At 73.7% G+C, this 26,312-nt stretch carries 20 protein-coding genes and 1 riboswitch; of the genes, 12 read left to right on the forward strand and 8 right to left on the reverse strand.

The window, feature by feature from the left end; translation table 11 throughout:
• Positions 1–242 precede the first annotated feature (242 nt).
• The 3 genes from yidD to ACF1G2_RS18025 form a co-directional block, all read right to left on the reverse strand.
• Positions 243–677: a membrane protein insertion efficiency factor YidD gene (yidD, locus tag ACF1G2_RS18015; RefSeq protein WP_391799180.1), complete on the reverse strand. Its 435-nt coding sequence runs from the start codon at positions 675–677 to the stop codon at positions 243–245.
• Positions 678–774: 97 nt separating this feature from the next.
• Positions 775–2,853, reverse strand: coding sequence for an elongation factor G (gene fusA, locus ACF1G2_RS18020; protein WP_391799181.1), 2,079 nt, complete (start codon positions 2,851–2,853; stop codon positions 775–777).
• A 428-nt stretch (positions 2,854–3,281) separates the two neighbouring features.
• Positions 3,282–4,367 carry an enoyl-CoA hydratase/isomerase family protein gene (locus tag ACF1G2_RS18025; protein WP_391799182.1) on the reverse strand — a complete coding sequence of 362 codons (1,086 nt, stop codon included), beginning with the start codon at positions 4,365–4,367 and terminating at the stop codon, positions 3,282–3,284.
• Positions 4,368–4,549: 182 nt separating this feature from the next.
• Here ACF1G2_RS18025 and ACF1G2_RS18030 point away from each other — a divergent pair, with 182 nt between their 5' ends.
• The 8 genes from ACF1G2_RS18030 to ACF1G2_RS18065 all read left to right on the forward strand — a co-directional run bounded on the left by ACF1G2_RS18030 (position 4,550) and on the right by ACF1G2_RS18065 (position 13,529).
• Entirely contained in the window at positions 4,550–5,578 is a 1,029-nt protein-coding gene (locus tag ACF1G2_RS18030; RefSeq protein WP_391799183.1) for a 3-oxoacyl-ACP synthase III family protein, read from the forward strand.
• Complete coding sequence (locus ACF1G2_RS18035; RefSeq protein WP_391799184.1) at positions 5,575–6,318, forward strand: glycosyltransferase; 744 nt, start codon at positions 5,575–5,577, stop codon at positions 6,316–6,318. Before ACF1G2_RS18030 ends, ACF1G2_RS18035 begins: the two co-directional genes overlap by 4 nt.
• Complete coding sequence (locus tag ACF1G2_RS18040) at positions 6,318–7,799, forward strand: class I adenylate-forming enzyme family protein (protein WP_391799185.1); 1,482 nt, start codon at positions 6,318–6,320, stop codon at positions 7,797–7,799. The genes ACF1G2_RS18035 and ACF1G2_RS18040 overlap by 1 nt, the downstream gene beginning before the upstream one ends.
• A complete protein-coding gene (locus tag ACF1G2_RS18045; protein WP_391799186.1) occupies positions 7,796–9,148 on the forward strand; it encodes a cytochrome P450 in 1,353 nt (450 codons plus the stop codon). The genes ACF1G2_RS18040 and ACF1G2_RS18045 overlap by 4 nt, the downstream gene beginning before the upstream one ends.
• Positions 9,145–10,053: an NAD-dependent epimerase/dehydratase family protein gene (locus ACF1G2_RS18050; protein ID WP_391799187.1), complete on the forward strand. Its 909-nt coding sequence runs from the start codon at positions 9,145–9,147 to the stop codon at positions 10,051–10,053. The genes ACF1G2_RS18045 and ACF1G2_RS18050 overlap by 4 nt, the downstream gene beginning before the upstream one ends.
• A gap of 65 nt (positions 10,054–10,118) precedes the next feature.
• On the forward strand, positions 10,119–11,261 hold the full coding sequence (locus tag ACF1G2_RS18055) for a PP2C family protein-serine/threonine phosphatase (protein WP_391799188.1): 1,143 nt from the start codon (positions 10,119–10,121) through the stop codon (positions 11,259–11,261).
• Between the two features lie 109 nt (positions 11,262–11,370).
• Positions 11,371–12,798, forward strand: a complete 1,428-nt coding sequence (locus ACF1G2_RS18060) for an FAD-dependent oxidoreductase (RefSeq protein ID WP_391799189.1) — start codon at positions 11,371–11,373, stop codon at positions 12,796–12,798.
• A 125-nt stretch (positions 12,799–12,923) separates the two neighbouring features.
• Positions 12,924–13,529 (forward strand): GntR family transcriptional regulator, encoded by a 606-nt coding sequence (locus ACF1G2_RS18065; RefSeq protein ID WP_391799454.1) that lies wholly within the window; start codon positions 12,924–12,926, stop codon positions 13,527–13,529.
• Between the two features lie 10 nt (positions 13,530–13,539).
• Here the strand turns inward: ACF1G2_RS18065 and ACF1G2_RS18070 are convergent, their stop codons facing one another.
• Positions 13,540–15,765, reverse strand: a complete 2,226-nt coding sequence (locus tag ACF1G2_RS18070) for a PAS domain-containing protein (RefSeq protein WP_391799190.1) — start codon at positions 15,763–15,765, stop codon at positions 13,540–13,542.
• A gap of 136 nt (positions 15,766–15,901) precedes the next feature.
• Here ACF1G2_RS18070 and ACF1G2_RS18075 point away from each other — a divergent pair, with 136 nt between their 5' ends.
• The 4 genes from ACF1G2_RS18075 to ACF1G2_RS18090 all read left to right on the forward strand — a co-directional run bounded on the left by ACF1G2_RS18075 (position 15,902) and on the right by ACF1G2_RS18090 (position 21,362).
• A complete protein-coding gene (locus tag ACF1G2_RS18075) occupies positions 15,902–16,156 on the forward strand; it encodes a LapA family protein (RefSeq protein ID WP_391799191.1) in 255 nt (84 codons plus the stop codon).
• 11 nt (positions 16,157–16,167) lie between these two features.
• On the forward strand, positions 16,168–17,811 hold the full coding sequence (locus tag ACF1G2_RS18080; protein WP_391799192.1) for a SpoIIE family protein phosphatase: 1,644 nt from the start codon (positions 16,168–16,170) through the stop codon (positions 17,809–17,811).
• Positions 17,812–17,994: 183 nt separating this feature from the next.
• Positions 17,995–20,019, forward strand: coding sequence for a phosphocholine-specific phospholipase C (locus ACF1G2_RS18085; protein WP_391799193.1), 2,025 nt, complete (start codon positions 17,995–17,997; stop codon positions 20,017–20,019).
• 285 nt (positions 20,020–20,304) lie between these two features.
• Positions 20,305–20,491, forward strand: a riboswitch (cyclic di-AMP (ydaO/yuaA leader).
• Between the two features lie 4 nt (positions 20,492–20,495).
• Entirely contained in the window at positions 20,496–21,362 is an 867-nt protein-coding gene (locus ACF1G2_RS18090) for a transglycosylase SLT domain-containing protein (RefSeq protein WP_391799194.1), read from the forward strand.
• Positions 21,363–21,370: 8 nt separating this feature from the next.
• On the opposite strand, the gene ACF1G2_RS18095 is transcribed toward ACF1G2_RS18090, so the two are convergent.
• The 4 genes from ACF1G2_RS18095 to ACF1G2_RS18110 form a co-directional block, all read right to left on the reverse strand.
• A complete protein-coding gene (locus ACF1G2_RS18095) occupies positions 21,371–22,648 on the reverse strand; it encodes a phosphoribosyltransferase family protein (protein WP_391799195.1) in 1,278 nt (425 codons plus the stop codon).
• A 55-nt stretch (positions 22,649–22,703) separates the two neighbouring features.
• Entirely contained in the window at positions 22,704–23,816 is a 1,113-nt protein-coding gene (locus ACF1G2_RS18100) for a CapA family protein (RefSeq protein WP_391799196.1), read from the reverse strand.
• A gap of 169 nt (positions 23,817–23,985) precedes the next feature.
• Complete coding sequence (locus ACF1G2_RS18105) at positions 23,986–24,903, reverse strand: AAA family ATPase (protein WP_391799197.1); 918 nt, start codon at positions 24,901–24,903, stop codon at positions 23,986–23,988.
• Positions 24,904–24,906: 3 nt separating this feature from the next.
• Positions 24,907–26,127: an RNA ligase gene (locus tag ACF1G2_RS18110; protein ID WP_391799198.1), complete on the reverse strand. Its 1,221-nt coding sequence runs from the start codon at positions 26,125–26,127 to the stop codon at positions 24,907–24,909.
• Positions 26,128–26,312 lie beyond the last annotated feature (185 nt).

Below are 26,312 nucleotides of genomic sequence, written 5' to 3' on the forward strand. Positions count from 1 at the left end.
GCACGAGCACGGCGATGCCGTCCGTGCGCCGGGAAGCGGGGCGGACCCGCGCCAGGAGGGTGTCGCCTCGTGGCGGCTGACGGACTCCGGGCCGGTGCCATGCCAGCGGGCGGGCTCGGGAGGCCCGGCGGCCGCGGGGGCCCGGCGGCTCGGGAAGCCCGGCGGCTCGGGAAGCCCGCGGCTCGGGAAGCCCGCGGCTCGGCTCGTGGCTCCCTGGGCGGGTTGGCCGCCGGGCCGGGCGCTCAGTCCGGGACGGGGTCCGTGAAGCCGCGGCGACGGGCCGCCGCCGGGCGGCAGCGGAGCAGTCGTGCCACCGTCAGTCGCCCGCCCCGGAGCGCGCCGTGGCGGCGCAGTGCCGTGACCGCGTACGTGGAACAGCTCGGCGTGTACGGGCAGCACGGCGGGCGGGTCGGGCTGATCTCCTCCCGGTAGTGCCGGACGCCCGCGTGCAGCGCCCCGGCCACCCGCCCCTGCGGCCGGTCGGCCGTCGCGCGCGGGCCGGACGCGGGGCGCAGCAGCGCCGCGATCAGGGTCGGAAGCAGCACCAGCGCCATCTGGGGGCAGTGCATCGCGCACCACGAGGTGCAGTCGTCGAAGGCCCATGCACAGCAGCCCTCTTCCTTCTCCTCGCGCCGCTGCTCGCGCCGCGACCGCGCGGACCCGTTCCATCTCGTCATCGCGCCCCCTCCGTTCGCCGACATGATCATATGTGCGGCGCGGTGGGCGGCCCGACGGGCCCGCCCCCCACCGGGGAAGCGGGCCCGTCGGCCGCTGTCAGGCCCTCGTGCCGACCACCGTGGCCGGCGCGGGTGCGTAACCCGTGGGCCGGGTGGTGAACGTGCCCCGGCCCTGGGTGCGGCTGCGCAGCCGGGACGCGTAGCCGAACAGCTCGGCCAGCGGCACCGTCGCCGTGAGGACCGCCGTCCCGGCGCGCGCCGTCGAGCCGGAGACCCGGCCCCGGCGGGCGGCGAGGTCACCGAGCACACCGCCCACGGCGCTGTCGGGCACCGTGACCGTGACCTCGACGACCGGCTCCAGGAGCGTCATCGCGCTCGCGCGCAGCGCCTCACGGAGCGCGAAGCGGCCCGCCGTACGGAACGCCATCTCCGAGGAGTCCTTGGAGTGGGTCGCGCCGTCCGTGAGCGTCACCCGCACACCGGTGACCGGATGGCCTCCGAGGGGACCCTCCGCGAGGGCGTCCCGACAGCCGGCCTCGACCGCGCGGACGTACTCCTGCGGCACGCGGCCGCCGGTGACGGTGGAGGAGAAGGCGAACTCCCCCGCGCCCGGCTCCTCGGCGTCGAGCGGTTCGACGTCGAGGACGACATGGGCGAACTGCCCCGCACCGCCGTCCTGCTTGACGTGCCGGTACACCAGCCCGGAGACCCCGCGGGCGACCGTCTCCCGGTAGGCCACCTGCGGTCTGCCGACGACGATCTCCAGGCCCTGGGCCAGGCGGATCTTCTCCACGGCCACCTCCAGATGGAGTTCGCCCATGCCCGAGAGCACGGTCTGGCCCGTCTCGGTGTCGGTCCTGACCGTCAGCGAGGGATCCTCCTCGACGAGCCGGGCCAGCGCGGACGCCAGCCGGTCGGTGTCGAGACTCCGGCGCGCCTCGACAGCGACCGAGACGACGGGGTCCGCCACCGTGGGCGGTTCGAGGAGCAGTGGGGCCGAGGGCGTGCAGAGCGTCGCACCCGCGCGCGCCTCCTTCACGCCGACGACCGCGACGATGTCCCCGGCCACAGCCCGGTCCACCTCCGTGTTCCGGTCGGCCTGCACGCGCAGGATCCGGCCGATCCGCTCCGTTCGACGGGCCGCGACGTCGAGCACGACATCCCCCTTTCCGATGGTCCCCGCGTAGACGCGGAGGTACGTGAGCCGCCCGGTGGCGGTGGAGTTGACCTTGAAGACGAGCGCGGCGAACGGTTCCTCCGGGTCGGCGGCCCGCTCCTGCTCCGCGCCGTCCGCCGTGCCGCGTACGGGCGGTACGTCGAGGGGCGAGGGCAGGTAGGAGACGACGGCGTCGAGCAGCGGCTCCGTTCCGCGGTTGCGGTACGCCGAGCCGCACAGCACGACGACGGCGTCCCCGGTCCGGGTCAGGTCGCGCAGCGCGGCCGTGAGGGTCTGGGCGCCGAGCGAGGACGTGTCGCAGAACTCGTCGAGCGCGGCCGGGTGGAGTTCCGCCACCGCCTCTTCGAGCGCGCGGCGCCGACGCCGCGCCTCGTCCACGAGCGCCTCGGGCACGGGGCCCTCGGCGTACGTGTCGGCGCCGGCGGCCCAGACGAGGGCGCGCATGCGGACGAGGTCGACCACACCGCTGAACTCGTCCTCGCGCCCGATCGGCAGCTGCACGACGAGCGGAACCGTGTGCAGGCGGTCCCTGATCGACGCCACGGCCGTGTCGAGGTCGGCGCCCGCGCGGTCCAGCTTGTTGACGAAGGCGATCCGCGGGACGCCGTGCCGGTCGGCCTGGCGCCACACGGTCTCGCTCTGCGGTTCGACCCCCGCGACGGCGTCGAACACCGCGATCGCGCCGTCGAGGACGCGCAGGGAGCGTTCCACCTCGTCGGAGAAGTCGACGTGTCCGGGTGTGTCGATGAGGTTGATCCGGTGGTCGTCCCAGACACAGCTGACCGCCGCCGCGAAGATGGTGATGCCGCGGTCGCGTTCCTGCGCGTCGAAGTCGGTGACGGTGGTGCCGTCGTGGACCTCGCCGCGCTTGTGGGTGGCGCCGGTGAGGTAGAGCATCCGCTCGGTGACGGTGGTCTTGCCGGCGTCGACGTGGGCGAGGATGCCCAGGTTGCGGACGCGGCTCAGGGAGGTGGTGAGGCGGGGAAGGTGGGTACGCACGGCCCGGACCTTTCGGTGGGTTCGAGAAAGGGCGGCGCGATTCCCGGACGAAGCGGCCCGGAGGCGGGCGGAGCACGACCCCACCGGACGGCACGAGGCCTGCGGGCAGGCGGACTTCACATGCGCGAGGCTCCTGGGTCCCCAGGGCGTCACGACGTGTCCGTGCCAGGCGGTTCGCGGGTGTGCCGGCCGAGCGGCCCGGAGGCTCCTCGGAGGTGAGGAGGGGTCAGGCGTTCGTCACGGGCTTCCGGTGGCGGCCGCGCAGCCGGCACCGGGCAGGGAGAGACATCAGGATCACGTCGTACCGGGACCGGGGCACGACGACAGCGGTGTGGCGACACATGGTCGGGCTCCCCTCTTCGGTCGTCGGCGCGCGCCGTGATCTCGGCGGCACGTGCGGCGAGTCTAGAGAAGGGAGCCCGGTCGCGTCACCGGAGTTTTCGCGGGTCGCTCGGCCGGGTGAAGTACCGAGCCACGTCGGCGTCCGTCACCTCGGCGAGCGTGGGCGGTGTCCACCGCGGATCGCGGTCCTTGTCGACGACCTGCGCACGGATGCCCTCGACGAGGTCGGCGGAGGAGAGGGCGATGCGGGAGAGCCCGAACTCCATGTCGAGGGCGGCCTCCAGAGAGTCCAGGGTCCGGGCGCGGCGGACCGCCGCGAGGGTGACCTTGAGTGCGGTCGGCGACTTGGTGAGGAGGACGGTGGCGGTCTCCTTCGCCTCGGGGGCGCCGTGGTCGAGGAGCCGGTCGACGATCTCCTCCACCGTGTCGGCCGCGTAGCAGGCGTCGATCCACTCGCGCGCGGCGGCCAGTCGGCCGGGCGGCGCCGTCCGCGCGAACCGGGGCAGCACCTCGTGCGCGGGGGCCCTGGTGAGCTCGTCGGCCAGACGGGGTAGGTCCTGGGAGGGTACGAAACGGTCGGCGAGGCCGGCGAGGAGGGCGTCGGCCGCGTCGGCCTGTGCGCCGGTGAGGGCGAGGTGTGTGCCCAGCTCGCCGGGCGCCCGGCCCAGCAGGTGGGTGCCGCCGACGTCGGGGGCGAAGCCGATGCCCGTCTCGGGCATCGCGACACGGGAACGTTCCGTGACGACGCGGATGGAGCCGTGGGCCGAGACGCCGACTCCGCCGCCCATCACGATGCCGTCCATGAAGGCGACATAGGGCTTGGGGTAGCGGGCGATGAAGGCGTTGAGCCGGTACTCGTCGCGCCAGAAGCCGAGGGTGGCGGTGCCGCCGGAGCGGGCGTCCTCGTGAATGGCCCGGATGTCGCCGCCCGCGCACAGTCCGCGCTCCCCGGCGCCCTGGAGCACGACGGTCTCGACGGCCGGATCGCGCTCCCAGGCGGTCAGCGCCTCCTCCATGCGGAGCACCATCGGGTGGGTGAGCGCGTTGATGGCCCGGGGCCGGTTCAGAGTGAGGAACCCGGCCCGCCCCTCCGTGCGCACCAGGACGTGCGGAGCTTCCGCCGCGTCCGTCGCCGGGGTTCCGCCGGGCGTCTTGGAGGACCCCGCCGTCATCGTGGGGGCTCCGTCACGCCGGAGGCCTGAATGAGTCGCATGTTCCCGTCACCTTCCACCGGACGATCTTCCGCCCACCGTATCGGCAGGGCCGGACCGTGCCGGGGGACGGGTCTTTTCCTCAGGGAGGTTGAGTACGGGCACTCAGGCCGGGGGCCGTCGTCCTTCGTAGCCTCCGGCGTATGAACAGTCATCAGGCCGTCGCGGACGGCCCTCTCCGTATCGGGATCACCGGGGTCGGCGCGTGCCTGCCCGATCGGGTCATGGATTCGGAGCGGCTGCGGCAGCGGGTCGTGGCCGGCAGTGGGATGGCGTTGCCCGCCGGGGTGTTCGAGCGGGCCACCGGGATCGTGACCCGGCGTGTCGTGGGGCCGGGCGAGTACGCCTCCACGCTGGCGGTGGGGGCCGCCCGGCAGGCCCTCGCTCGGGCCGGGGCCGAGCCGCAGGACATCGACCTGCTGGTGTTCGCCTCCGCCACGCGTGACATGGTCGAACCGGCCACCGCGCACATCGTGCAGGCCGAACTGGGCTCCCGGGCCCATGCGTTGGACGTCACCAACGCATGCAACAGCTTCGTCAACGGCATCGACCTGGCCCGGAGCATGATCCTGGCCGGGCGGGCCCGGCGGGCACTCGTCGTCACCGGGGAGACGCCGAGCCGTGCCGTACGCCACGACCCGTCGGATCCGGCCCAGTTCCGGGACGGGTTCGCCGGCTACACCTTCGGCGACGCCGGCGCCGCGGTGGTCCTGGAGGCGGTGGACCGCGGCGGGATCCTCGACGTGGACACCGAGACACACTCCGAACACTGGCCGGTGGGCGGGATATTCGGCGGCGGTTCGCGCCATCCGCGCGGCGACGAGCACACCTACTTCCGGGGCGACGGCAGCGAGCTGCGCGAGGTGTTCGAGAAGGTGGGCACGTCGGTCGTCGACCGGGTGCTGCACCGTACGGGACTCGAGTGGCGGCACTTCCGGTACGTCCTGGTGCACCAGGTCACCGTGCCGTACCTGCGGCGGTTCGTGGAGATCACCGGCGTTCCGGAGGACCGGCTCGTCGTCACCGTCCCCGAGCTCGGCAACATCGCGAGCGCGACCCTGGGGGTCCAGCTGGAGCGGGTCCAGGCCGGACTGCGCAGCGGTGACCGCGTACTGTTCGTCGGCCTCGGCGGCGGCGTCAGCATCATGACGATGGTCTGGGAGAAGGCGTGAACGACGCACTGTGGGTCGTGGTGCCCGCCCACCAGGAGGCCGCGCGCATCGGCGCCACGCTGGAAGCGCTCGCCGCCCAGGACGACCGGGACTTCCAGCTGGTCGTGGTGGACAACGCGTCCGAGGACGACACCGCTGCCATCGCCCGCGCGTTCGCGCGGCGGGCGCCGTTCCCCGTCCATGTGCTCGACGAGCGGGACAAGGGCGTGGGGTGCGCCGTGGACACCGGGTTCCGGTACGCGATCGGGCACGGGGCCGCGCTGCTGGCCCGTACGGACGCCGACTGCCTTCCGCACCCCGGCTGGAGCGCCGCCGCCCGGGCCGCGCTGCGCGGCGGCGCGGGGCTGGTCTGCGGCCGGATCGACGCCCGCAGGGACGAGCACGGACCGGTCGGCCGCGCACTGTTCCGTACCCTCGTCCGCGTCGCCGCGCTCTTCGGCCGGGTGCGGCCCGCCCACCGGCGGCGGCACGGCTACCTCGCGCCGTACCGGATGCACGCGGGCAACAACATGGCCATCACCGCGTGCCTGTACGAGGCCGTAGGGGGGATGCCCCGCCGCCCCTCCCCCACCGACCGGCTCTTCCTGAACCGGGTGCGGCGGCGCACCACGGCCATCGTGCACGCCCGCGACATGGTGGTGGAGAACTCCACCCGGCGCCTGCGGGCGTACGGAATCGTCGGAACCGCCCGCTGGTACCTGGACCGGGGACCGGGGCGGCACGGGGAGGACCCTCGCTGATGCTGGACGCTCTCGCCCACACCCTGCGGTCGGACCCCGGCCGCCCGGCCGTGCTCGGCACCACCCGGTCCGGCGCCGTCCGGACGAAGGCCACCTGCGGGGAGCTCGCCGACCTCGCGGACCGCTACGCCTCCGCGCTGCACGCGCGGGGTCTGCGGCGCGGCGACACGGTCGGGGTCGCGGTACGGCCCGGGCCGCGGGCGCTCGCCGTGATGCTGGCCGTGCACCGGCTCGGGCTGCGGGCGGCCGTGCTCGACCCGGGCGCCGGTCCCGACGTGCTGCGGGCCCGCCTCGCGCTGGCCCGCCCGGCCGTCGTACTCGCCGACGCGCCCGCCCAGGCGGTCGCCGGCTGGGCGCGGCCGCTCGCCCGCCGGGCCCGGCTCGCGCTTCCGGACCTCGCGGAGCTGGGCGGGCCCGTGGCCACGGTAGGGCGCCGACTGCCGGGGTGCGCCCCGGCGTTGGAGGCGGTGACCGGGACGTCGGTGCTGCCCCGTGCGGTCGACGAGGACGGGGACGCGGTGATCGTCTTCACCTCGGGCACGACCTCGCGCCCGCGCGCGGTGGTGCACACGCGGGCGTCGCTCGCCGCCGGAATGGCGACGGTGACCGATCTCGTCCGTCCGAAACCGGGGCTCCCCGTGCTCGGGGGTACGTTCTTCGTCCTCGTGCCGTCGCTCGCGAGCGGCGCGCCGGTCGCGCTGCCGGCCCGGTCACCGCGCGTACTGGCCCGTCAGATGCGTCGTCTCGCCCCGCAGGCCACCTATCTGACACCACCTCAGCTGAGGGCGACGCTGGCCGCCGACGCGCGGTTCGGCGGTCGGGTGTGGACCGGTTCCGCCCCGGCGAGCGCGGAGCTGCTCACGCGGGTGCGGCGGGCCGGGGCGGACGAGGCGTGGGGCGTGTACGCGCTCACGGAGCTCTTCCCGGCCGCGGCCGTCGAGCAGGCGGAGAAGGCGGCCTTCCCGGGCGACGGCGATCTGGTGGGCGCGCCGCTGCCCGGGGTGACGGCGCGGACCGGGCCGGACGGCGAGCTGCTGCTGTCCGGGCCGGGGGCCCGGAACCGCTACCTCGGCGAGGATCCCGACCCCTGGATCCGTACGGGCGACCGGGGGCTGCTGGACGGGCGCGGCCGGATGGTGCTCGCGGGGCGCTGCAAGGACATGGTCCTGAGAGGGGCGGAGAACATCTACCCGGGTCTCTACGAGCCGGCGCTGCACGTGCCCGGTGTCGAACTCGCGCTCCTGGTGGGCGTTCCGGCCGGTGACGGCGACGAGCGCCTGGTCGCCGTCGTCCAGCCGCGCCCGGGGGCCGACCGCGGCGACGTCCGGGCGGCGCTGGCGGGCCCGCTGCGCCGCATGGGCACCGCACGCCCGGACGCCGTCCTCCTCGCCGACATCCCGCTGTCCGGCCGCTCCCTGAAGCCGGACCGCGCGGCGACGGCCAGACTGGCGGCGACCCGTCCGACGGAGCCGGTCCGATGACGTCGACAGGGACGGACGGGAACGCTGCGCCGGATTCCGGCGCGCGGCCGGCAGAGCGGGCGAGGGTGCGGGCCGCCGCACCCGAGACCGGTTCGGCGTCGCCACCTCCGACGCCTGCCCCGCACGCCGCACAGGACGGCGGTACCGAGCTGCGCGCCGCGCCGGGCGACACGCTCGCCGCGGCCGACGACGCGGCGGGGTACGGGGCCTGTCCGGCGCCGGGCGCTCTGCGCCGGGCGCGGCGGCGCGACCGGCGGGTGTATGTGCGGGCGCACCCTTTGCTGTTCGCCCTGCTCGGGGCGGTCCGCGGGCGGGCGGTGACACGGCTCGGGCGGGCCGTGGTGGTGAGCGGTACGGAGCCGTACCGCGAGGCCCTCACCAGGATCCCGCTGGACCGTGCGGCGGCCGGCACGACCGGGGGCGCCGCGCGCGAACTCTCCGGTGGGGGAATCCTGTTCGACCAGGACGGGGGCGACCACCGCGACACCCGCCGCGCCGTCGCCGGTGATCTGGGCGCCGCCGGTGTGGAGCGGCTGCGCCCGGTGTGGCGGGCCGTGCTGGTCCGCCGTCTCGCCCCGCTCGCGGCGGGGCGTCCCGTCGACCTCGTCCCGCTGGCCCGCGAGCTCGCCGGTGCGACCGTCCGGACCCTCCTGGAGTCCCGCGCCGACGCCTCGGCCCTCGCCGAAGCGGCGGCGGAGGCCGCGGCCGCCGCCGTCCGCGACCACCTCCCCGGTCCCCGGCCGCCGGGCTCCGCCCGCGCGGCGGCGAGAGCCGCCGCACGGCTGGAGGCGCTCCTGGCCGACGGTCCCGGGGAGTCGACGGCCCCGCACGCCCTCCACTCCATGATCGCCGTCGCGGCCGTCAACACCACCGTCGCCGCGGTGCCGCGCGCCGTCGCGTGGTGCGCCGACGGCGGTCTGTGGGAGCAGGCGGCCGACGCACGGCTGCGGCCCGCGCTCGTCGACGAGTTGCTGCGCGTCACCGCGCCGTCCCCGCTGCTGCCGCGCGTGGCGGCCGCCGATGCCGTGCTCGACGGGTGCCCGGTGAAGGCCGGGGACCGGCTCGTGCTGGTGGCGCGGCATGCCGTGGGAGCCGACCGCGAACCGCCGGACGCCCTCCGGCCCGCCCCGCCCGCCGTCGCACGGCTCGTCTTCGGTGCCGGTCCGCACGCCTGCCCCGGGGCGCGGCTCGCGCTCGCGCAGCTCGACGACGTCCTGGCCGCCCTCGCCCCGTACCGTCCGGGCGTCGTCGACGCCCGTGTGGACCGGCGTGCCGCCCTGCCCGGCTGGCGCCGGCTGACCGTGCGCGCGACGGCCGCGCCCCGCCCCCTCACGGAGGACCGCGTATGACCACGATCGCCGTCACCGGTGCGAGCGGCTTCTGCGGCTCCCATGTGGCCGCCCTCGCCGCCGCGCGGGGCTCCGACGTGCTCTGCCTGGGGCGCCGGCCCGGGCCGGTGGGCCGCCACGTGCCGTGGGACGCCGAGGCCGGACCGCCCGACCTCGCCGGGGCGGATCTCGTCGTGCACTGCGCGGCGGCGGTCGGCGACCCCGTGCCCGGTTCGCCGGCCGAGGCGGCGATGCGGGCCGTGAACGTCGACGGCACCGCCCGGCTCCTGGAGGCGGCGGCGGGCCGCCCGGTGGTCTGGGTGAGCAGCGCCAGCGTGTACGAGCCGGGTCCGGGCCGGGACCGGATCACCGAGGACCACCCGGTACGGGGGCAGCTGAACGCCTACGGCCGGACGAAGGCGGCGGGCGAGGCCCTGGCGCTCGCGGCCGGCGCGGTGGTCCTGCGGCCGCGGGCGGTCTACGGCCCCGGCGACCCGCACCTCGTGCCCCGTCTCCTCGCGCGCGTGCGCGGCGGCCGGGTGCTGCTGCCCGGTCCCGACGTCGTCCTGAGCCTGACAGCCGTCGAGAACCTGGCCGACGCGTCCCTGCGCGCGGCCGGCTGGTACCCGGGCGCCTACAACATCGCCGATCCCGTGCCCTACCGCCGTGACGAGGCGATCGGTACGGTCCTGCGGGCCCACGGCGTACGCGCCCGGATCCGTCACCTGCCTCTGCCGCTGGCCCGCGGGGCTGCGACGGCGGCCGAGGCCGTGGCGCGCCTTCGCCCGGCCGCCGAGCCTCCGTTGACGAGGTACGCCGTCGATCAGCTCGCGCACCGGGTCGTCCTGGACGTCACCAAGGCGGAGGGCCAGGGCTGGCGGGCCGCCCGCACCCTCGCCGACTACGCGGCGGTGTGCCGGGTCTGAGGCGCGCGCCGCGCCGGGGAGCGCGGCAACAGGACACGCCCCATCCCCTGAGGTATGCCTTTCACATGGATGCCCGCCGACGCGACGCCACACCCCGCCTCTCCCGGCGCGGCGGCCGGCTGCTGCTCACGGCGTCGTTCGCGCTGATCGCGGCGGTGACCGTGGTGGACGTCCTGGCTCCGCCCGAGGTCCATCTGGGACCGTTCCTGATCGCCGCGCCGGCGGTGACGGCCTCGTTCGCGGGGCCGCGCATGACGGCGTTCGTGGGCGCTGTCGCGATCCTCGCGCAGTCGGTGGTGGCGATCCTGCGCACGAGCCTGACCGACCTGAACCACACGTACCAGATCGTGGCGCTGGTCCTGATCACGGTCATCGTCACGTTCTTCGCCTACCTGCGCGAAAGGGACGAGATCCGGGTCTCGCGGCTGCGCTCGATCGCGCAGGCCGCGCAGAGCGTCGTCCTGCGCCCGCTGCCGCACCGCGCCGGCCCGCTCCACATCGCGTCCGTCTACCTCGCGGCCGAGGAGGAGGCGCAGATGGGCGGCGACCTCTACGCGGCCGCCCGGACGGCCACGGGGACCCGGCTGTTGATCGGGGACGCCCGGGGGAAGGGGCTCGACGCGATCAGCGAGGCGTCGCTCGTCCTGGGCGCGTTCCGGGTCACGGCCCGGCGGGAGACGGAGCTGCCCGCGCTGGTCGGGCATCTGGAGGCGGGCGTGGGGTCGGCCGAGGAGCCGCAGGCCGTGACGGAGCCCGGGGCCGACGCCGACGAGCCGGCCGACGACGCCGACGAGGCCTTCGTCACCGCCCTCGTCCTCGACGTCCCCGACCGGGAGCCGGTGGTACGGCTCGTGAACTGCGGGCACCCGCCGCCCCTGCTGTTGCGCCAGGGGCGGGTCGTCTCCCTCGACACCCCCGACGCGAGCCCGCCCCTCGGGCTCGCGGACGTGCTGTCCCCCGACGTCACCGTCGAGACGTTCCCCTTCGACGTCGGCGACGTGCTCCTGCTCTACACCGACGGCGTCATCGAGGCCCGCGACCGCACGCGCGCCTTCTACCCGCTCACGGAGCGGCTCGCGGCCTGGGTCGGGGACGACCCGCCGACCCTGCTCGGCCGCCTGCGGGACGACCTCCGCGCGTACGCGGGCGGCCATCTCGGCGACGACGCGGCGCTCGTCGCGGTCGAGCGCCTCGCCCCGAAGCCGTAGCCTGGTCGTAGTCGTAGCCCCCGGCCGCAGCTCCAGGGCCGCGCGTGATCCGGAACCTGGCGGGCAGACGCGGGCCGACGGTCCCCGCCCCGGCCCGAAGGAGCGCGCGATGCCGGCGGACGCGAGTTTCGGCACGTCGTACTGGATGCGGGGCACCGCCCCTCCCGGCCGTCCGGCCCTCGCCGAGGACCTCACGGCCGACGTCGTCGTCATCGGCGGCGGCATCGCCGGCGTCTGCACCGCGCACGAGCTGGTCCGCGCCGGGCGGAAGGTGGTGCTCCTGGAGGCCGACCGCATCGGCGGCGGCGTCACCGGCCACACCACGGGGAAACTGACCGCCCTGCACGGCCTCACCTACGCCCGGATCCGTGACACCCACGGCATCCTGGCCGCCGCCCGGTACGCCCGCGCCCAGCAGGAGGCCCTGGAGCACGTCGTCCGCCTCTGCGAGGAGACGGGCGTCGACGCCGAGCTGGAGCGGGCCCCGGCCTACACGTACGTGACCGACGCCCGGCGCGCCGACGAGATCCGGTCCGAGGCGGCCGCAGCCCTGGAGGCGGGTCTCGACACCGCGTACGTGACGGAGACCGAACTCCCCTTCCCGGTGGCCGCGGCGGTACGCCTCGACCGCCAGCTCCTCTTCCACCCCCACCGCTTCCTGCTCGGTCTCGCGGAGGATCTCGTCGCCCGCGGCGGCAAGGTCCACGAGCACACGCGGGTCACGGAACTGCGGGAGCACGCGGACTGCCGGATCACCACCGCGGCCGGTCACACCGTCCACGCGCGGGACGTCGTCGTCGCGACCCATTTCCCGCTGACCGTGCACAGCTCGCTGTTGACGAGGCTGACGGTGCGGCGCGAACTCGTGGTGGCGGCCCCGGTGCCGGAGGACCGGGCTCCGCACGGCATGTATCTCACGCCTGAGGACCGCACCCGCTCGGTGCGTACCGCGCCGTACGACGACGGCCGTCGGCTGCTGATCGTCACCGGCGAGGCCTTCGAGCCCGGTACGGATCACACCGGCGAGCGCCTCGAACGACTCACGGGCTGGGCGCGCCGGATCTTCCCGGGGTTCGGCGAGGCGCGGACGATGTACCGGTGGGCCGCGCAGGACGTGCGGTCGGCGGACCACCTCCCGTACGTCGGCCATGAGCACCCGGACACGCAGCACGTCTTCGTGGCCACGGGGTTCGGCGGCTGGGGGATGAGCAACGGGGTGATGGCGGGCCGGCTGCTCGCCGCCCATGTGACCGGGGGGCCGCGTCCGGACTGGACCGAACTCTTCGACCCGCGCCGTACGCTGCCGCTGCGGGAGTACCCCGACGTCGTCAGGGCCCAGGCCTCGGTGGCCCGCCACTACCTCGTCGCCCGTCCGCCGCGGTGTACCCACATGGGCTGCGAACTCGGGTTCAACGAGCTGGAGGACACCTGGGAGTGCCCCTGCCACGGCTCCCGGTTCGCGGCGTCCGACGGCCGTGTGCTGCAGGGGCCGGCGACCGGCCCCCTGGATCTCCCGGAACGCGGGGAACGGCCCTGACGGCCGGTCACTCCCCGGCCTCGACGACCCGTTCCCGATCCGCTTCCCGGTGTGAAATCGCACGAAGGTGCGGCGCCACGCCCGGCGGCCGGGCGGCGCGTCACATGGACATCGGAGAACGGCACATGGGGCATCTGAAGCAGAGCCGGCTGATCACCGCCAGGGAGCGGCTGCGCGACCAGGTGGCCCACGCCCTGCGGGCGGCGCTGATCTCCGGGGAGCTGAAGCCGGGCGCGGTGTACTCGGCACCGGGCCTGGCAGAGGACTTCGGCGTCTCCGCGACGCCGGTGCGCGAGGCGATGCTCGACCTCGCCCGTGAGGGCCTGGTGGAACCGGTACGGAACAAGGGCTTCCGCGTCACGGAGGTCGATGAGCGCGACCTCGACCAGTACACGGACATCCGGCTGCTGATCGAGGTGCCGACCGTGGGCCGGGTGACGCTCACGCTGTCGGGCAACGCGCGCCTCGTGGAGACCGTCGGCGAACTGCGCAAGCGGTCCCGGCTCTACGGGCTGACGGCTCTGGACGAGCGCGGTGAGCTGTTGCCGTCCGCCGAGGAGCATCTGGAGCTGCTCGACCTGATGCTGGCGGGGGACGTGCGGGGCGCGGAGGAGTGCATGGTCCGGCATCTCAGCCATGTGCGCTCGCTGTGGGCGGCGCGGGACGAGGCCGACGCGCGGGGGGCCGCCGACGCGGACGCGCGGGTCGGCAGGCCACGCGTCGGACTCTGACCACGAGGCTTCACGGCGTGTACGAGGTCTCGGTCCAGACCGTCTTGCCCTGCTCCGTCCAGCGCACGCCCCAGCGGTCCGACAGTTCGCCAGAGATGAAGATGCCGCGCCCGCCCTCGTCGGACGCGCGGGCCCGTCGCAGATGAGGGGCGGCGGTTCCCGCGTCGGAGATCTCGCAGGTCACCGTGTGGTCGGCGGGGTTGCGGATGATCCGGAGCCGGATCGGCGGGACGCCGTGCCGGATCGCGTTGGTCACCAGCTCACTGACGATGAGCTCGACGGCGAACGCCGTCTCCGACAGGCCCCAGTCGTCCAGTCGGCGGACGGCCCAGCGGCGGGCCCCGGAGACGGCGGTGAGGGTGGGTGTGACCTCCCGACAGGCGACGTCGTCCGCGTCGAGGGGCCGGGTACGGGCGACGAGGACGGCCGCCTGGTCGAGGGGCAGGTCGTGGAGGTCCGAGGCGCTGAGCGGCCGGGGCGGGTCCGCGCCGGCCAGCCGCGCGCGCAGCGCGGTCAGCTCCGGATCGTCGGGGTCGGCCCGGCCGGAAAGCAGGACGAGGGCGCTGCCGGGTGGCGCGGGAATCTCGTCGGCGGCGAACGGCGGCCCTTCCGCGCCCAGCGCGGTGGTCTCCTCCAGGAGACCGTGCCACCATCTCCCGTCGGGGTGGCCGAGGAGGACGGTCTGATCACCTGCGCGGGCGATCGCGCAGGTCTCGGTGACCGGATCGTGCACGGCGTACACGCACGTGGCCGTCAGCGGCCCGCCCGTACCGGCGTCCACCCGTTCCTCACCGAGGCGGCGGGTGGTGTCGTCCAGTCGTGCGAGCAGGTCGTGCGGGTCGAGGTCGAGGGTGGACAACACCTGCACGGCTGCCCTGAGTTGGACCATGGCGGCCATGACGTCGGGTCCGACGCCCACGATATGACCGACGGTCAGGGCGACGCGGTTGCCGGACAGCGGGATGACGTCGAACCAGGCGCCGGTGCCGAGACCGGTGGGGAGGTAGCGGTGTGCGGTCTCCATCGCGCTCCGGCCGGTGCGGCCGGCCCCGACGAGGTTCCCCTTCAGGGCGAGCGCCACCGCGTGGTCGTGTTCGTAGCGCCGGGCGTTGTCGACACAGACGGCGGTGTGGGCGGCGAGGTCCGCCGCGAGGCGCAGATCGTCGTCCTCGAAGGGGTCGGGCCTGCGCGAGCGGGAGAAGCGGGCGACACCGAGCAGCGTGCCGCGCACGGTCAGGGGCACGACGAGGGTGGGCCCGGCCGGGTCCGACTCCTCCACGTACGGGGCGGAGTCGCGCACACCGCCGCCGGGCAGGTCCAGGGCGACCCCCACCTCAGGGACCTCGTCGGCCTCGGGGGGCCATCTCGCCACGCAACGCGGCGTGGCGTCGACCGACGAGGTCGCGTCCGTGTCGAAGCCGTGCAACTCGGAGGGGGTGAGGGCCACGGTGGCGACGTCGGCGACGGTGGGCACGACGGCCCGGACGAGCTCCCGGGCGCACTGCACGGGGTCCAGGCGGAGCCCCATCCGCGCGTGGACGCGGTGCAGCACGGCCAGGCGGCCGCCCGCCCGTACGCGCGGGGTGACGTCGACGGAGGAGGCGACGAGGCCGAGGGGGCGGCCGAGGTCGTCCTCCAGCCGGAAGACGGAGACGGAGAAGACGTGCTCGCGGGCGGGATCCTCACGGGGGTATCCCGTGACTCGCCGGTCGACGAGGGGCACGCCCGAAGCCAGGACCTCACGGAGGGTGTCCTCCATCGATCCCGTGGCGAAGCGGGAGTAGACCTCGGCGAACGGCCGGCCGACGATCTCCTGCTCGGGGACCCCGCGCATCCCGGCGGCCGCGGAATTCGTCCGGAGGACGCGCAGATCGAGGTCGAGCACGTGCAGGCCGACCGGGGACTGGGTGAAGACGGCGTCGAGGACTCCGGAGCGGATGCCTCCCGGGAGCGGGCCGGCGGGCCAGAGACCCCAGCGGCCGGGAGGATCTCCCTCCCCCACGGGCCCGATCGTGACGCCCTGGGTCAGCGTCTCGACGTCGACGAGCGTCAGGAGCTCGGTCACCGGGCGGCCCAGGATCTTGGCGCTGTCGACGCCGAGGAGGCGTTCGGCGGCCGGCGTCCAGACGGCTACGACGCCGCTCGCGTCGAAGACGGCGACGGCCTGACGGCCAGGGAGGTCAGCACGGCGCCCCTCGGAGGCTTCCTCCTCCGCTCGTTCCTCACGCTCTGCCATCGTGCCTCGCACTCGGCGTCGACTGACGTCTGCGGTCGTCGAAGCAGCGTAACCCCGGGCGCGGACCGGGGCATCCCGGCCAGGACGGGCGCACGACAGCCAGCACGTTCGCCCGAAACGTCCGATAATAGGCTTCATGGCCCGTAAGGAATCAGCGCCGCATCCGCCCCCGACCGTGACCGTCAAGGGCCGGGACATGCGGCTGCGCACGATCGGTTTCCTGGTTCTCGCGGCTCTCGCCATCTGGTTCATCGCCGCGAACACCGGCTCGGTGACGATCCGTCTGTGGATCCCGGAGGTCACGCTGCCGCTGTGGAGCGTGCTCACGGTCACTCTGCTCGTGGGGATCGTCCTCGGCCTGTACATCGCCCGTCGGCGCGCCCGGCGCTGACCGGCACCCGCATGGGCGACAGGGGTCCGAGGCTGGAGCCCGGCGAGGCGCTCACGGCGAACGGCGTCGGCTGTTTCGCATGGGACCCTGCGACCGGGCGCCTGACCCTGGACGCCGTCGCCCGGACCGTGTTCGATCTGCTCCCGGCAGAGCTCACCGGCCGCGCCGACGTTCTGCGCCCGCGGATCCAGCCGGAGGACTGGTCTCTGCTCTCCGGCCTCTCGGCGGACGTCCTGGCGGGCCGGCGCGACACGTTCAGCGCCTTCTTCCGTGTGCTGCCCCGGGGCGGGCACAGCCGCTGGACGCACGCCCGGGGCAGCGTCGTACGGGAGCCGCACGGCGGCATCCGGGTGGTGGGGGTGGTCGGGGACGCCACGCCGGACCTGGCGCACTCCGCGCTGCGACTGCCGGGCGAGGAGGCGCAGGATCCGCTGCGCGCCCTGGGCGAGGGCGCGCTCGCGCTGGCCCGGGCCATGAGTGTGCGTGAGGTCTCCGCGGTCCTCGGAGACGAGGTGGGCCTGCGCCCGCTCGGCGCGAAGGCGATGTCGCTCGGGGTGCTGGAGCAGGGGCGTCTTCAGATGGTCCGCACCGTCCTCGCCCCGGACGCGGCGGGGTTCCCGCGGAAGTCGCGGCTCGCGGACTCCTGGCCGTTGAACGACGCCGTACGCACCAGCCGCCCGCTCTTCTTCACCTCGGTCCACGCCTTCCTGGACCGCTACCCGCGACTGGCCCGCCATCGGCACGGCTTCCACGCGACGGCCGGCGCGTTCCTGCCGCTGGTCGACGACGGGCATCCCCTCGGCGCCCTGGGCATCTTCTACGACGACCGGTCCGTCTTCACCCTGGCGGACCACGCCCTGATGAAGGCCTGGGCGAAGGCGGTCGCCCGGGCGGTCCAGCGCGTGCTGGCGCTCGACCGGTCACGGGAGATCGCCTCGGGTCTGCAGAACTCCATGCTGCCGCGCCGGATCCCGGCGATCCCCGGGGGCCGGATCACGGTGCGCTACCGGACGGCACGACAGGGGGTGCGGGTCGGTGGCGACTGGTACGACGCGGTGGTGCTGCCCGACGGGGGGCTGGGGCTCGCGATCGGTGACGTGCAGGGGCACGACATCGAGGCCGCGGCGCTCATGGGGCAGGTGCGCGTCGCGATGACCGCGTACGCGGCGGAGGGCCACGGGTGCGACAGCGTGCTGGGGAAGGCGTCGGCGTTCCTCGCGGACCTGGACGCCGACCGCTTCGCGACCTGCGCCTATCTGAGGGTCGCGCTCGCCACGGGAGAGGTGCGCGCGGCGAACGCGGGCCATCCGCCGCCGCTGCTCCGACGCGCGGACGGCACCGTCGAACGCCTGCTCCTCGCGGGCGGCCCGCCGCTGGGGCTCCCCTCGGCCTGGGGGCTCGCCCCGTATCCGTACACGACGGCTCATCTGGCGCCGGGTGAGACCCTGCTGCTCTACTCCGACGGACTGGTCGAGAAGCCGGGCGAGGACTTCGACGTCGGGCTCTCGCGGCTGGCCGCCGCCTTCTCCGACGGGCCTCCGGATCTGGAGGAGCTGGCCGACCACCTCCTCGGCTCCCTCGCGGGCGGGCCGCACGCGGAGGACGACGCGGCGCTGCTGATGTTGCGCCGAGACGGCGCCGAAGCCCTCCCGTAGACGGCCGACCGCAGGGTACGCTTCGTCGCATTGGTTCGATTGGGGACCAATCAAAACTCAGCGACCTCCCACCCTTCTTAAGTTCACCAAAGAATTACCGCACGGCTGTATACCTTTAGATGCGCCTCCCTCATTCTGTCCACCGTGTGCCAAGCGGGCACGCGGTGACACGAGAGGCGGGGCATGACTCCCATCAGCCGCAGGGGATTCGTCGGGATCGGGGCAGGGCTCGTGGCGGGAGCGACGCTGCCCGCGGGCACGGCGTCGGCCGCCGCCACCGCCGCGACCGGCACCATCACCGACGTCAGGCACGTCGTGATCCTCATGCAGGAGAACCGCAGCTTCGACCACTACTTCGGCAGGCTCCGCGGCGTCCGGGGCTTCGCCGACCGGGCGGCGGGAAACATCCCTGGCGGCTGGGGCATGTTCAACCAGCCCAACTGGGGCGGGCGTCAGTACCCGTGGAAGCTGAGCTCCACCCCGCCCGCGGGCGGGGTGGACGGGGAGACCCTGGCTCAGTGCAACGGGGACCTGCCGCACAGCTGGACCTCGCAGCACGCGGCGTGGAACAAGGGCCGGATGGACAACTGGGTCACGGGTGTCGGCAACACCCGCACCCTCGGCTACCTCGACCGCGGCGACATCCCGTTCCACTACGCCCTCGCCGACAACTACACCGTCTGCGACGCGTACTTCTGCTCGGCGCTCAGCGCCACGGGACCGAACCGCACCTTCCTCTGGAGCGGCAAGATCGACGCCTCCAGCAAGGACGGCGGCGAGGAGTCCGGGCTCACCTGGGAGACGTACGCCGAGGCGCTCCAGCGGGCCGGTGTGAGCTGGAAGGTCTACCAGAACGCCCAGGACAACTACGGCGACAACGGTCTCGCGTACTTCAAGAAGTTCACCGACGCGCGGCCCGGCAACCCCCTGTACGACCGCGGCATGGGCTCCGTACCGAAGGTCACCGGGTCCACCCCGGACGACATCGCCGCCGCGATCCGCGCCGACGCGGTCGCCGGAACGCTTCCGCAGGTCTCCTGGGTGGTGGCGAGCGAGGCCTTCTCCGAGCACCCCTACGCCCCTCCGGGCGACGGCGCGCACTTCGTCGACCTGGTCTACCGCGCGCTGGCCGCGAACCCGGAGGTCTTCGACTCGACCGTGCTGTTCCTCAACTACGACGAGAACGACGGGTTCTTCGACCACGTGCCGCCGCCGGTCGCCCCGCCGGGCACCGCGGGCGAGTACATCGACGGCGTGCCGGTCGGCCTGGGCTTCCGCGTCCCGATGCTCGTCATGTCGCCCTGGACGCGCGGCGGCTGGGTCAGCTCCGAGGTCTTCGACCACACCTCGGTCCTGCGCTTCATGGAGACCTGGACGGCCGCCCTCGGCACCCCGGCGACCTGCCCGAACATCAGCGCCTGGCGACGGAAGGTCACCGGGGACCTGACGGGAGTCTTCGACTTCGCACGCCCGGTCTACGGAGTTCCCACGGGCCTTCCCTCCACCGCCAAGGTCATCGGGCAGTCGACCTGCGGCCCGCTGCCGAACCCGCTGCCCCAGGACAACGCCCTGCCCGCACAGGAGACCGGCACCCGACCGGCGCGCGCCGTGCCGTACCAGGTCAACGGAAACCTCGACCGGTTCGAGTTCGGGGCGGCGGGCAAGATCCTCGCCTGGTTCTCGATGACGAACCAGGGCGCGGAGGCGAAGCGGGCCGCCCACTTCACGATCCACCCGCACCAGCACCGGGACACCGCGGCCTGGCAGTACACCGTGGACCCGGGCGCGACCGCCACGGACTACTTCAACATCGGACTCGGGTCCGGGTCGGGCAAGTACGACATCTCGATGATGGGCCCCAACCGCTTCCTGCGGCGCTTCATCGGGGACGCGTCCAAGGCCGGCAAGGCGATCGAGGTGGCGGCGCGGTTCGCGACCGAGCCGGGCACCGGGAAGACGGCGCTCTACCTCAGGATGACCAACACCTCGGCCGGTCCCGTGGCCTTCACGATCCGCTCGAACGCCTACCGCACGGACGGGCCGTGGACGTACACGGTCCCGGCCGGCTCATCGCGCGAGGACTTCTTCAACGCGGTGGCGTACAGCAACGGCTGGTACGACTTCACGATCACGGCCGACGTCGACGGCACCTGGTCACGCCGCTACACCGGCCACATCGAGACCGGCACAGCCAGCGTCACGGGCTGACGTACACCACCACTTCCGACAAAAAGGGACACAAGGGCAATTTCATGCCCTTGTGTCCCTTTTCTTGACTGGGTCGAAAATGCCCGTATGACCGTTTTGGGGTCACGGGTGACGTGAATCACGCGATGAGGACGCAACCTATGCGGAGGGGCATCTTCCCCTTACGCCGCACGGCAGTTCGGCGCGGCCGTGATCACTTGGAACGCATTTCTGAATTTCCTGTTCATTTCGCATCCATGCCCCACCTTGTTCCGTCCGACATTCCTCGCCTACGGTCACCTCGACCCGGACGGATCGCCGAATCCTGCCACCGTCCGAAAAGACCAGCCATTCACCCGTCGGCAGGAGCGGGGGACCCAGTTTTTTCGCCGTCCCGGATTTCCGGACCGGCTTGGGGTGTAGCCGCACGCGTGCGGCCGGGCAGCTCCAGCCCGAACCCGACAGCTCACCCCGCAGGCGCCGGAGAGGAATCCTGCATGTCCGCTCACGGTAAGCACCGGCGCCCCAAGCGACGTCCCCTCAGCCGAGGTATCGCCCTCGCAAGCACGGGTGGAGCCGCGCTGGCTCTCCCCCTCGTGGCCACGGCCACCGCGCACGCGGCGCCGAACACGGCACCCGCGGCCGCGCCCCTCGAGAAGACCGTCTTCAGCAGCCCGGCGAAGATCGCCGAATCGATTCCCACCGCCGGGAATTCCGCTGCCAAGATCTATACCGTCGTCCGTGGCGACTCCCTTTCCGTGATCGCGCACGAACAGGGTGTGCGGGGCGGCTGGAAGGCGCTGTACAAGGCGAATCGCAAGGCCGTCGGTGACAATCCGTCACTTATTCGTCCGGGGCTGGAACTCACGCTGAGCGGGAAGCCCGCGGCCGCGACGAAGCAGCAGAAGGCCCCGGCCCGTACGACGAGCACGGACCGCGCCGACCGCTCGCAGCAGCGCAGTGCCGCTCCCGGCGCCGCATCGGCCAAGACCGTGACCAAGGCCGCCCCGGCCAAGGCCGCGCCGGTCGCCGCCAAGAGCTACACCAACGACCTCGACGGCTGGATCCGCGAGTCGCTCGACGTCCTGCAGAAGTACGGCATCCCCGGTTCGTACGAGGGGATCCACCGCAACGTCATGCGTGAGTCCTCGGGCAACCCCCAGGCCATCAACCTCTGGGACTCCAACGCCGTCAAGGGCACCCCGTCCAAGGGGCTCCTGCAGGTGATCGAGCCGACCTTCCTGGCGTACCACGTGCCCGGTACGTCCATGGACCTGTTCGACCCGGTCGCCAACATCACCGCGGCCTGCAACTACGCCGCGGACCGCTACGGCTCCATCGACAACGTCAACGGACCGTACTGACGGACGCCCTAGAAGTGGTCGGCGAACCAGCCCGAGGCCAGTCGGCCGACCTCTTCCAGCGTGCCGGGCTCCTCGAAGAGGTGCCCGGCACCGGCGACGACCACGAGCCGGTTCTCGCAGGTGAGCCGCGCCTGGGCCGACTCGTTCAGCTCCTGCACGAGCGGGTCGCGGCCCCCCACGATCAGCAGCGTCGGAGCGCGCACCTGCGCGAGGCGCGCTCCGGCGAGGTCCGGGCGCCCGCCGCGCGAGACGACGGCGGCCACGTCGGAGAGCGGGTCCGCCGCGGCCCAGAGCGCGGCCGCGGCGCCGGTGCTGGCGCCGAAGTAGCCGATCCGCAGGCCGTCGAGGCCCGGCCGCCCCACCAGCCAGTGCGCGGCCCGGGCGAGCCGGCCGGCCAGCAGCTCCGTGTCGAAGACGTTGCCGCGGTCGTCGGCCTCCTCCTCGGTGAGCAGGTCGAACAGCAGCGTGCCGAGACCGGCACGGTTCAGGCTCTCCGCGACGGCCCGGTTGCGCGGGCTGTGCCGACTGCTGCCGCTGCCGTGGGCGAACAGCACGATCCCCGGGGCTCCGTCGGGCACCACCAGGCGGCCCGCGAGCCGCACCTCGCCGGCCGGGACGCGCACCTCCGGATCCCGGGCGTCCGCCCCGCGCCCGGAGTGGTGGCGCTCCAGACAGGCGACGACGTCCTCGTCCGGGGTCTGTGAGAAGTCCTCGTAGAACTGGCCGATCGCGTAGAAGAACGCCGGTTCGTGGACGCTGACGGTCTCGTCCGCCTCCCGGCCGATCCGTTCGGGCCAGTCGCTCGGCGCGACCGGCACCGCGAGGACGATCCGCGCGGCCCCCTGGGCGCGGACGACCCGGCAGGCGGCGACCGCCGTTGCGCCCGTCGCCAGTCCGTCGTCGACGACCACGGCCGTGCGGCCGTCGAGCCGGGCCGGCGGGCGGTCGCCCCGGTAGCGCCGGGCCCGCTGTGCGAGGACCGCGCGCTCGCGTGACTCGACGGCCGCCAGATCGCCGCCGGAGACACGGGTGTCCGCCAGGACATGGTCGTTGAGGACCCGGACGCCGCCCTCGCCGATGGCTCCCATGGCGAGCTCCGGCTGGAACGGCACCCCCAGTTTGCGTACGAGACAGACGTCCAGGGGCGCGCCGAGGGCGTCGGCGACCTGTTCGGCGACCGGCACCCCACCGCGCGGAAGCCCCAGGACCACGACATCGTGGCCCTTGAGATGCTCCAGGCGTGCGGCGAGCTGCCGTCCTGCGTCGGTGCGATCGGTGAAGTACATCCCGCTCGTCTCCCTGGTCGGAGCGTGTGCGCGGGCGGGTGCGTGCCGCCGCCCGTCAGGCGGGGCGTGCGACGAGAGTCCCGTCCTCGTCGAGGTCGACCCGCGTTCCGTAGGGCCGGCTGGTACGGCCCAGTACGTCGTGGAGCCAGCGCGCGTCGCGGCGGGGGGCGTGCTCCAGCCGCAGGCGGCGGGCCCGCAGGGGAATCATGCGTACCTCCTGGAGTCGGCCGTCCTCGGGTCTCAGCGCGACGAGGTAGAGGAGACGCAGATCGTCGCGGTACTGCTCGTAGCCCGTGATGCCCTCGTAGTCGTTGATCAGGTCGCCGCAGCCGTGGAGGACCGGCTTGCCCCGGTGGACCTCCAGGGGGCGGGGGTGGTGCGAGGAGTGGCCGTGCACGACGTCCACACCCGCTTCGACCAGCTCGTGCGCGTAGTCGACGTCGGCACGGGAGAGCGCGTACCCCCAGTTCGAACCCCAGTGGATCGAGACCATGACGATGTCGCCGGGGCGCCTGGTGTCCCGGATCCGGGTGAGGAGGCCGGTGGCGGCGGGGTGGCCGGGCCCCGAGGCGAAGTGGACGCCGCCGCGCCGCGCGGTCGCTGCCCAGTCCCGCGGAATGCCACTGGAGGCCATTCCCAGGGCGTACGCGACGAACCGTCCTCCCCCGGGTAGGGGGACGACCACGGGCCGTGTCGCCTCCTCGGCGTCCTCGCCCGCTCCCACCGTGGCCACGCCGTGCTTCGCGAGGGCGTCGAGGGTGTCGTTCAGGCCTTGGTGGCCGTGGTCCAGGACGTGGTTGTTGGCGAGGACGCAGACGTCGGGGCGGGCGGCGGTCAGGCTCGGCAGGTTCTCGGGGTGCATGCGGTAGTGGACCGCCTTGCCGGGCGTGAACTCGTCGCTCGTGGTGACCGCGGTCTCCAGATTCGTGACACGGACGTCGGGCGCCTCGGCGTCCAGGACGTCGAGCGCGACGCCCCAGGGGTAGGTGTAGTCCACGCGGTGCGGGATGGGCCCGTTGACCTCCTCGGCGAGCGCCACGTAAGACCGTGCATCATGCACATACCGCTCGTGGAGCGCCGGGTCGCCGGAGTGGGGAAGGATCTGGTCCACTCCGCGGCCGAGCATCACGTCGCCGCAGAGGAAGAGTCGGACCAGGTCACCGCCCATACACCCAGGGTAGACGCGGCGACGCGGGCGGGCCCGCGTCGCCGCGCTGCTGAGGAGCGGGCGATGGCGGCTCGTGCGGACGGACACGGGCCAATGGCCCGTGTTCTCCCAGCCGCGCGAGCCGGCCCGGATCCTCCTCGACGGCGCGGTGGCGCCGGCGTGACGCGGTCTAGAAGTTGCCGTAGTTGACCTGCCAGGTCGGCAGGCCCATGCGGCGCCAGAGGGCGACGACACGGTCGCGGTCGTCGAGCGAGACCCGTACAGCGAACCGGTGGCGGATGTGCGCGTCGAAGAGCTCGGCCTTGACGATGTCGTCGCCGCGCCCGTCGTCCGAGGCCCGCATCCACAGCTCGTCGTACGGCACTTCATGGCGTGCGAGCCACGCCTCGGTGAGGGCGCGGTGGTCCTCGCTGCGCCCGGACAGCAGCACGATCGTGTCGTTCTCGGCGCTGCGGAAGGCGCGCAGCGCGCGGGCGACGGAGACGTTGAGCAGGTCGAGGTCGCAGCGGGTGAAGTCGTACGGGCCGCGGTCGCCGCGCAGCGCGAGGGTGCCGTCGATGTCGCACAGCACGGCCGAGGGCAGCGCCGGGTCGGGGACGTACGGCACGGCCGCGGGCCGTTCGCCGAGCCACTCGGCGGTCAGCCGCCAGCCGCCCCGGGTGGCCTTGGCGTGCTTGTCGGCGAGGATGCGGATGATCTCCTCCCCGACGGGCCGCTCGCGCGCGGCGTCGCGCCGTACGCACTCCTCGACCGGTACGTCGGTGAAGTCGTGCACCACGAAACGGGCGTCGAGGCCGACGACGGCCGCCTTCAGCCGCTTGGGGATGTGCGGGGTCAGGTGGGTGTTGTCGACGACGACGTCGAAGCCGCCCTCGACGGCCGAGCGGACCGCCGCGTCCTGGATGTCGAGGACGGTCCGCTCGTGGGCGTGGGAGCGGCCACGCTCGGGGGCGGGGATGTCCAGCATGGTGCGCAGGTCGTCGAGGTTGACTCGGCGCATCCGGCCCTCGGCCTCCGTCTGGAGCCGTCGGGCGGCCGTCGTCTTCCCCGAGGCCGGAAGCCCCGTCATGACGTGTACGTCGGGCACGGCTCAGTTCTCCACATCGGTCGTGAACGGGTCGGACGCCTCGGGCCTGACGGAGCGCCAGACGAACAGGTCCGTGGGGCGGCCGTCGAGGCGCAGGAACAGGGCCGACCGGAGGTCGCCGTCGATCGGCAGGGCCTTGACGGCCCGGGCGAAGGCACCCCGGTCCGCCGCCAGGTGGGCGACGCCACGGTACGCCTCGTCGATGGCGCGCTCAAGGGCCGCGGCCTCGTCCTCCAGACGGGCGATGACCCCGCGCACCCAGGCGTCGAACTCGTCCGGCACCTGCTCCAGGAGCGCGTCCAGCGGCCGGCCGCCCGCGGACTTCACGCCGCCGAGCTCGGCGACCGAGCAACCCAGGCCCTGGGCGAGGCGCTTGACGGACGTTCCCGCGAAGCGCTGGATGCCGTGGCTGCGCCAGATGTCCCGCTCGGTGACGCCGGTGAGCACCTTGTGGAGGCGTACGTACTCGCTCAGCTTGGCCTTGGCGCGCACACCTGAGGCGTAGCGGAGCACGAAGCCCTCGGCGTCGGTGCCGGTGGCGGTCTGTCCGCCCGGCAGGGTGTTCGCCTCGGTCAGGGCGATCAGTTCGTCCAGCGGCATCGCGGGCCAGGTCCGCACGACCGAGCCGATCGCGGTCCAGTCGGCGGCCGCCTCGGCGAGCGGGACCTCGGTGCCGTCCGCGCCGAAGGCGGCGAGCAGCACCAGGTCACGCCGGTCGCCGTAGTCGACGACGATCCGGTTCTGCGGGTAGAGGATCTCGGCGAGGTAGGTGACGCCGGGCGTCAGCGCACCGGTGTCCCGGCCGTCGAGCCGGCGCTGCGCCCAGGTCGCCTGCGCGCTGATGAAGGAGCCCTTGGAGGCGACCCGCCACCGGCCCGCGTAGTGGAAGATCACCGCGAGGCTGCCGTCGACCTTGTCGTAGACCTCGAAGGGCTCGTCGGGCAGGGCGGGCGCGTAGGGCTGACCGGCCTCGTGCTCACCGATGTTGAAGAACTTCGGCAGGGGCAGCGCGACGATCTCGCCGGTCGCGTCATCGGCGACGAGTCCCCGGCAGCGCGTCGTGACCTGGTTCCAGATCCGCTCGTACTGGCACGTCCGCGTGTACGTGTAGATCGACAGCGGAAGTTCGGGGTGTGCCTTGCGGGTGACGTGCCCGGCATCGATGGCCTCGGCCAACGCCTGCGGGGGCAGCAGCTCCCGGAGAGTCAGGGATGCCTGGCTCATGGGTTCCTCCTGGTCGGTGAAGGTCCATTCTGACCTGCGGAGAACCCGGCCCGACACTGCTTTTCACGGCGGCCGCGTGAACCCGGGGTCATCCGATCGGTCGACCCCCGGGTCCACCGGTCGGCTCCCCCGGGGCATCCACTGGTCCGACCGGTGGCGCGCGGCGGCGGCCGCACGATGGTGAG

It is taken from the genome of Streptomyces sp. NPDC013457 (genome assembly GCF_043089925.1).
Lineage (GTDB): Bacteria > Actinomycetota > Actinomycetes > Streptomycetales > Streptomycetaceae > Streptomyces.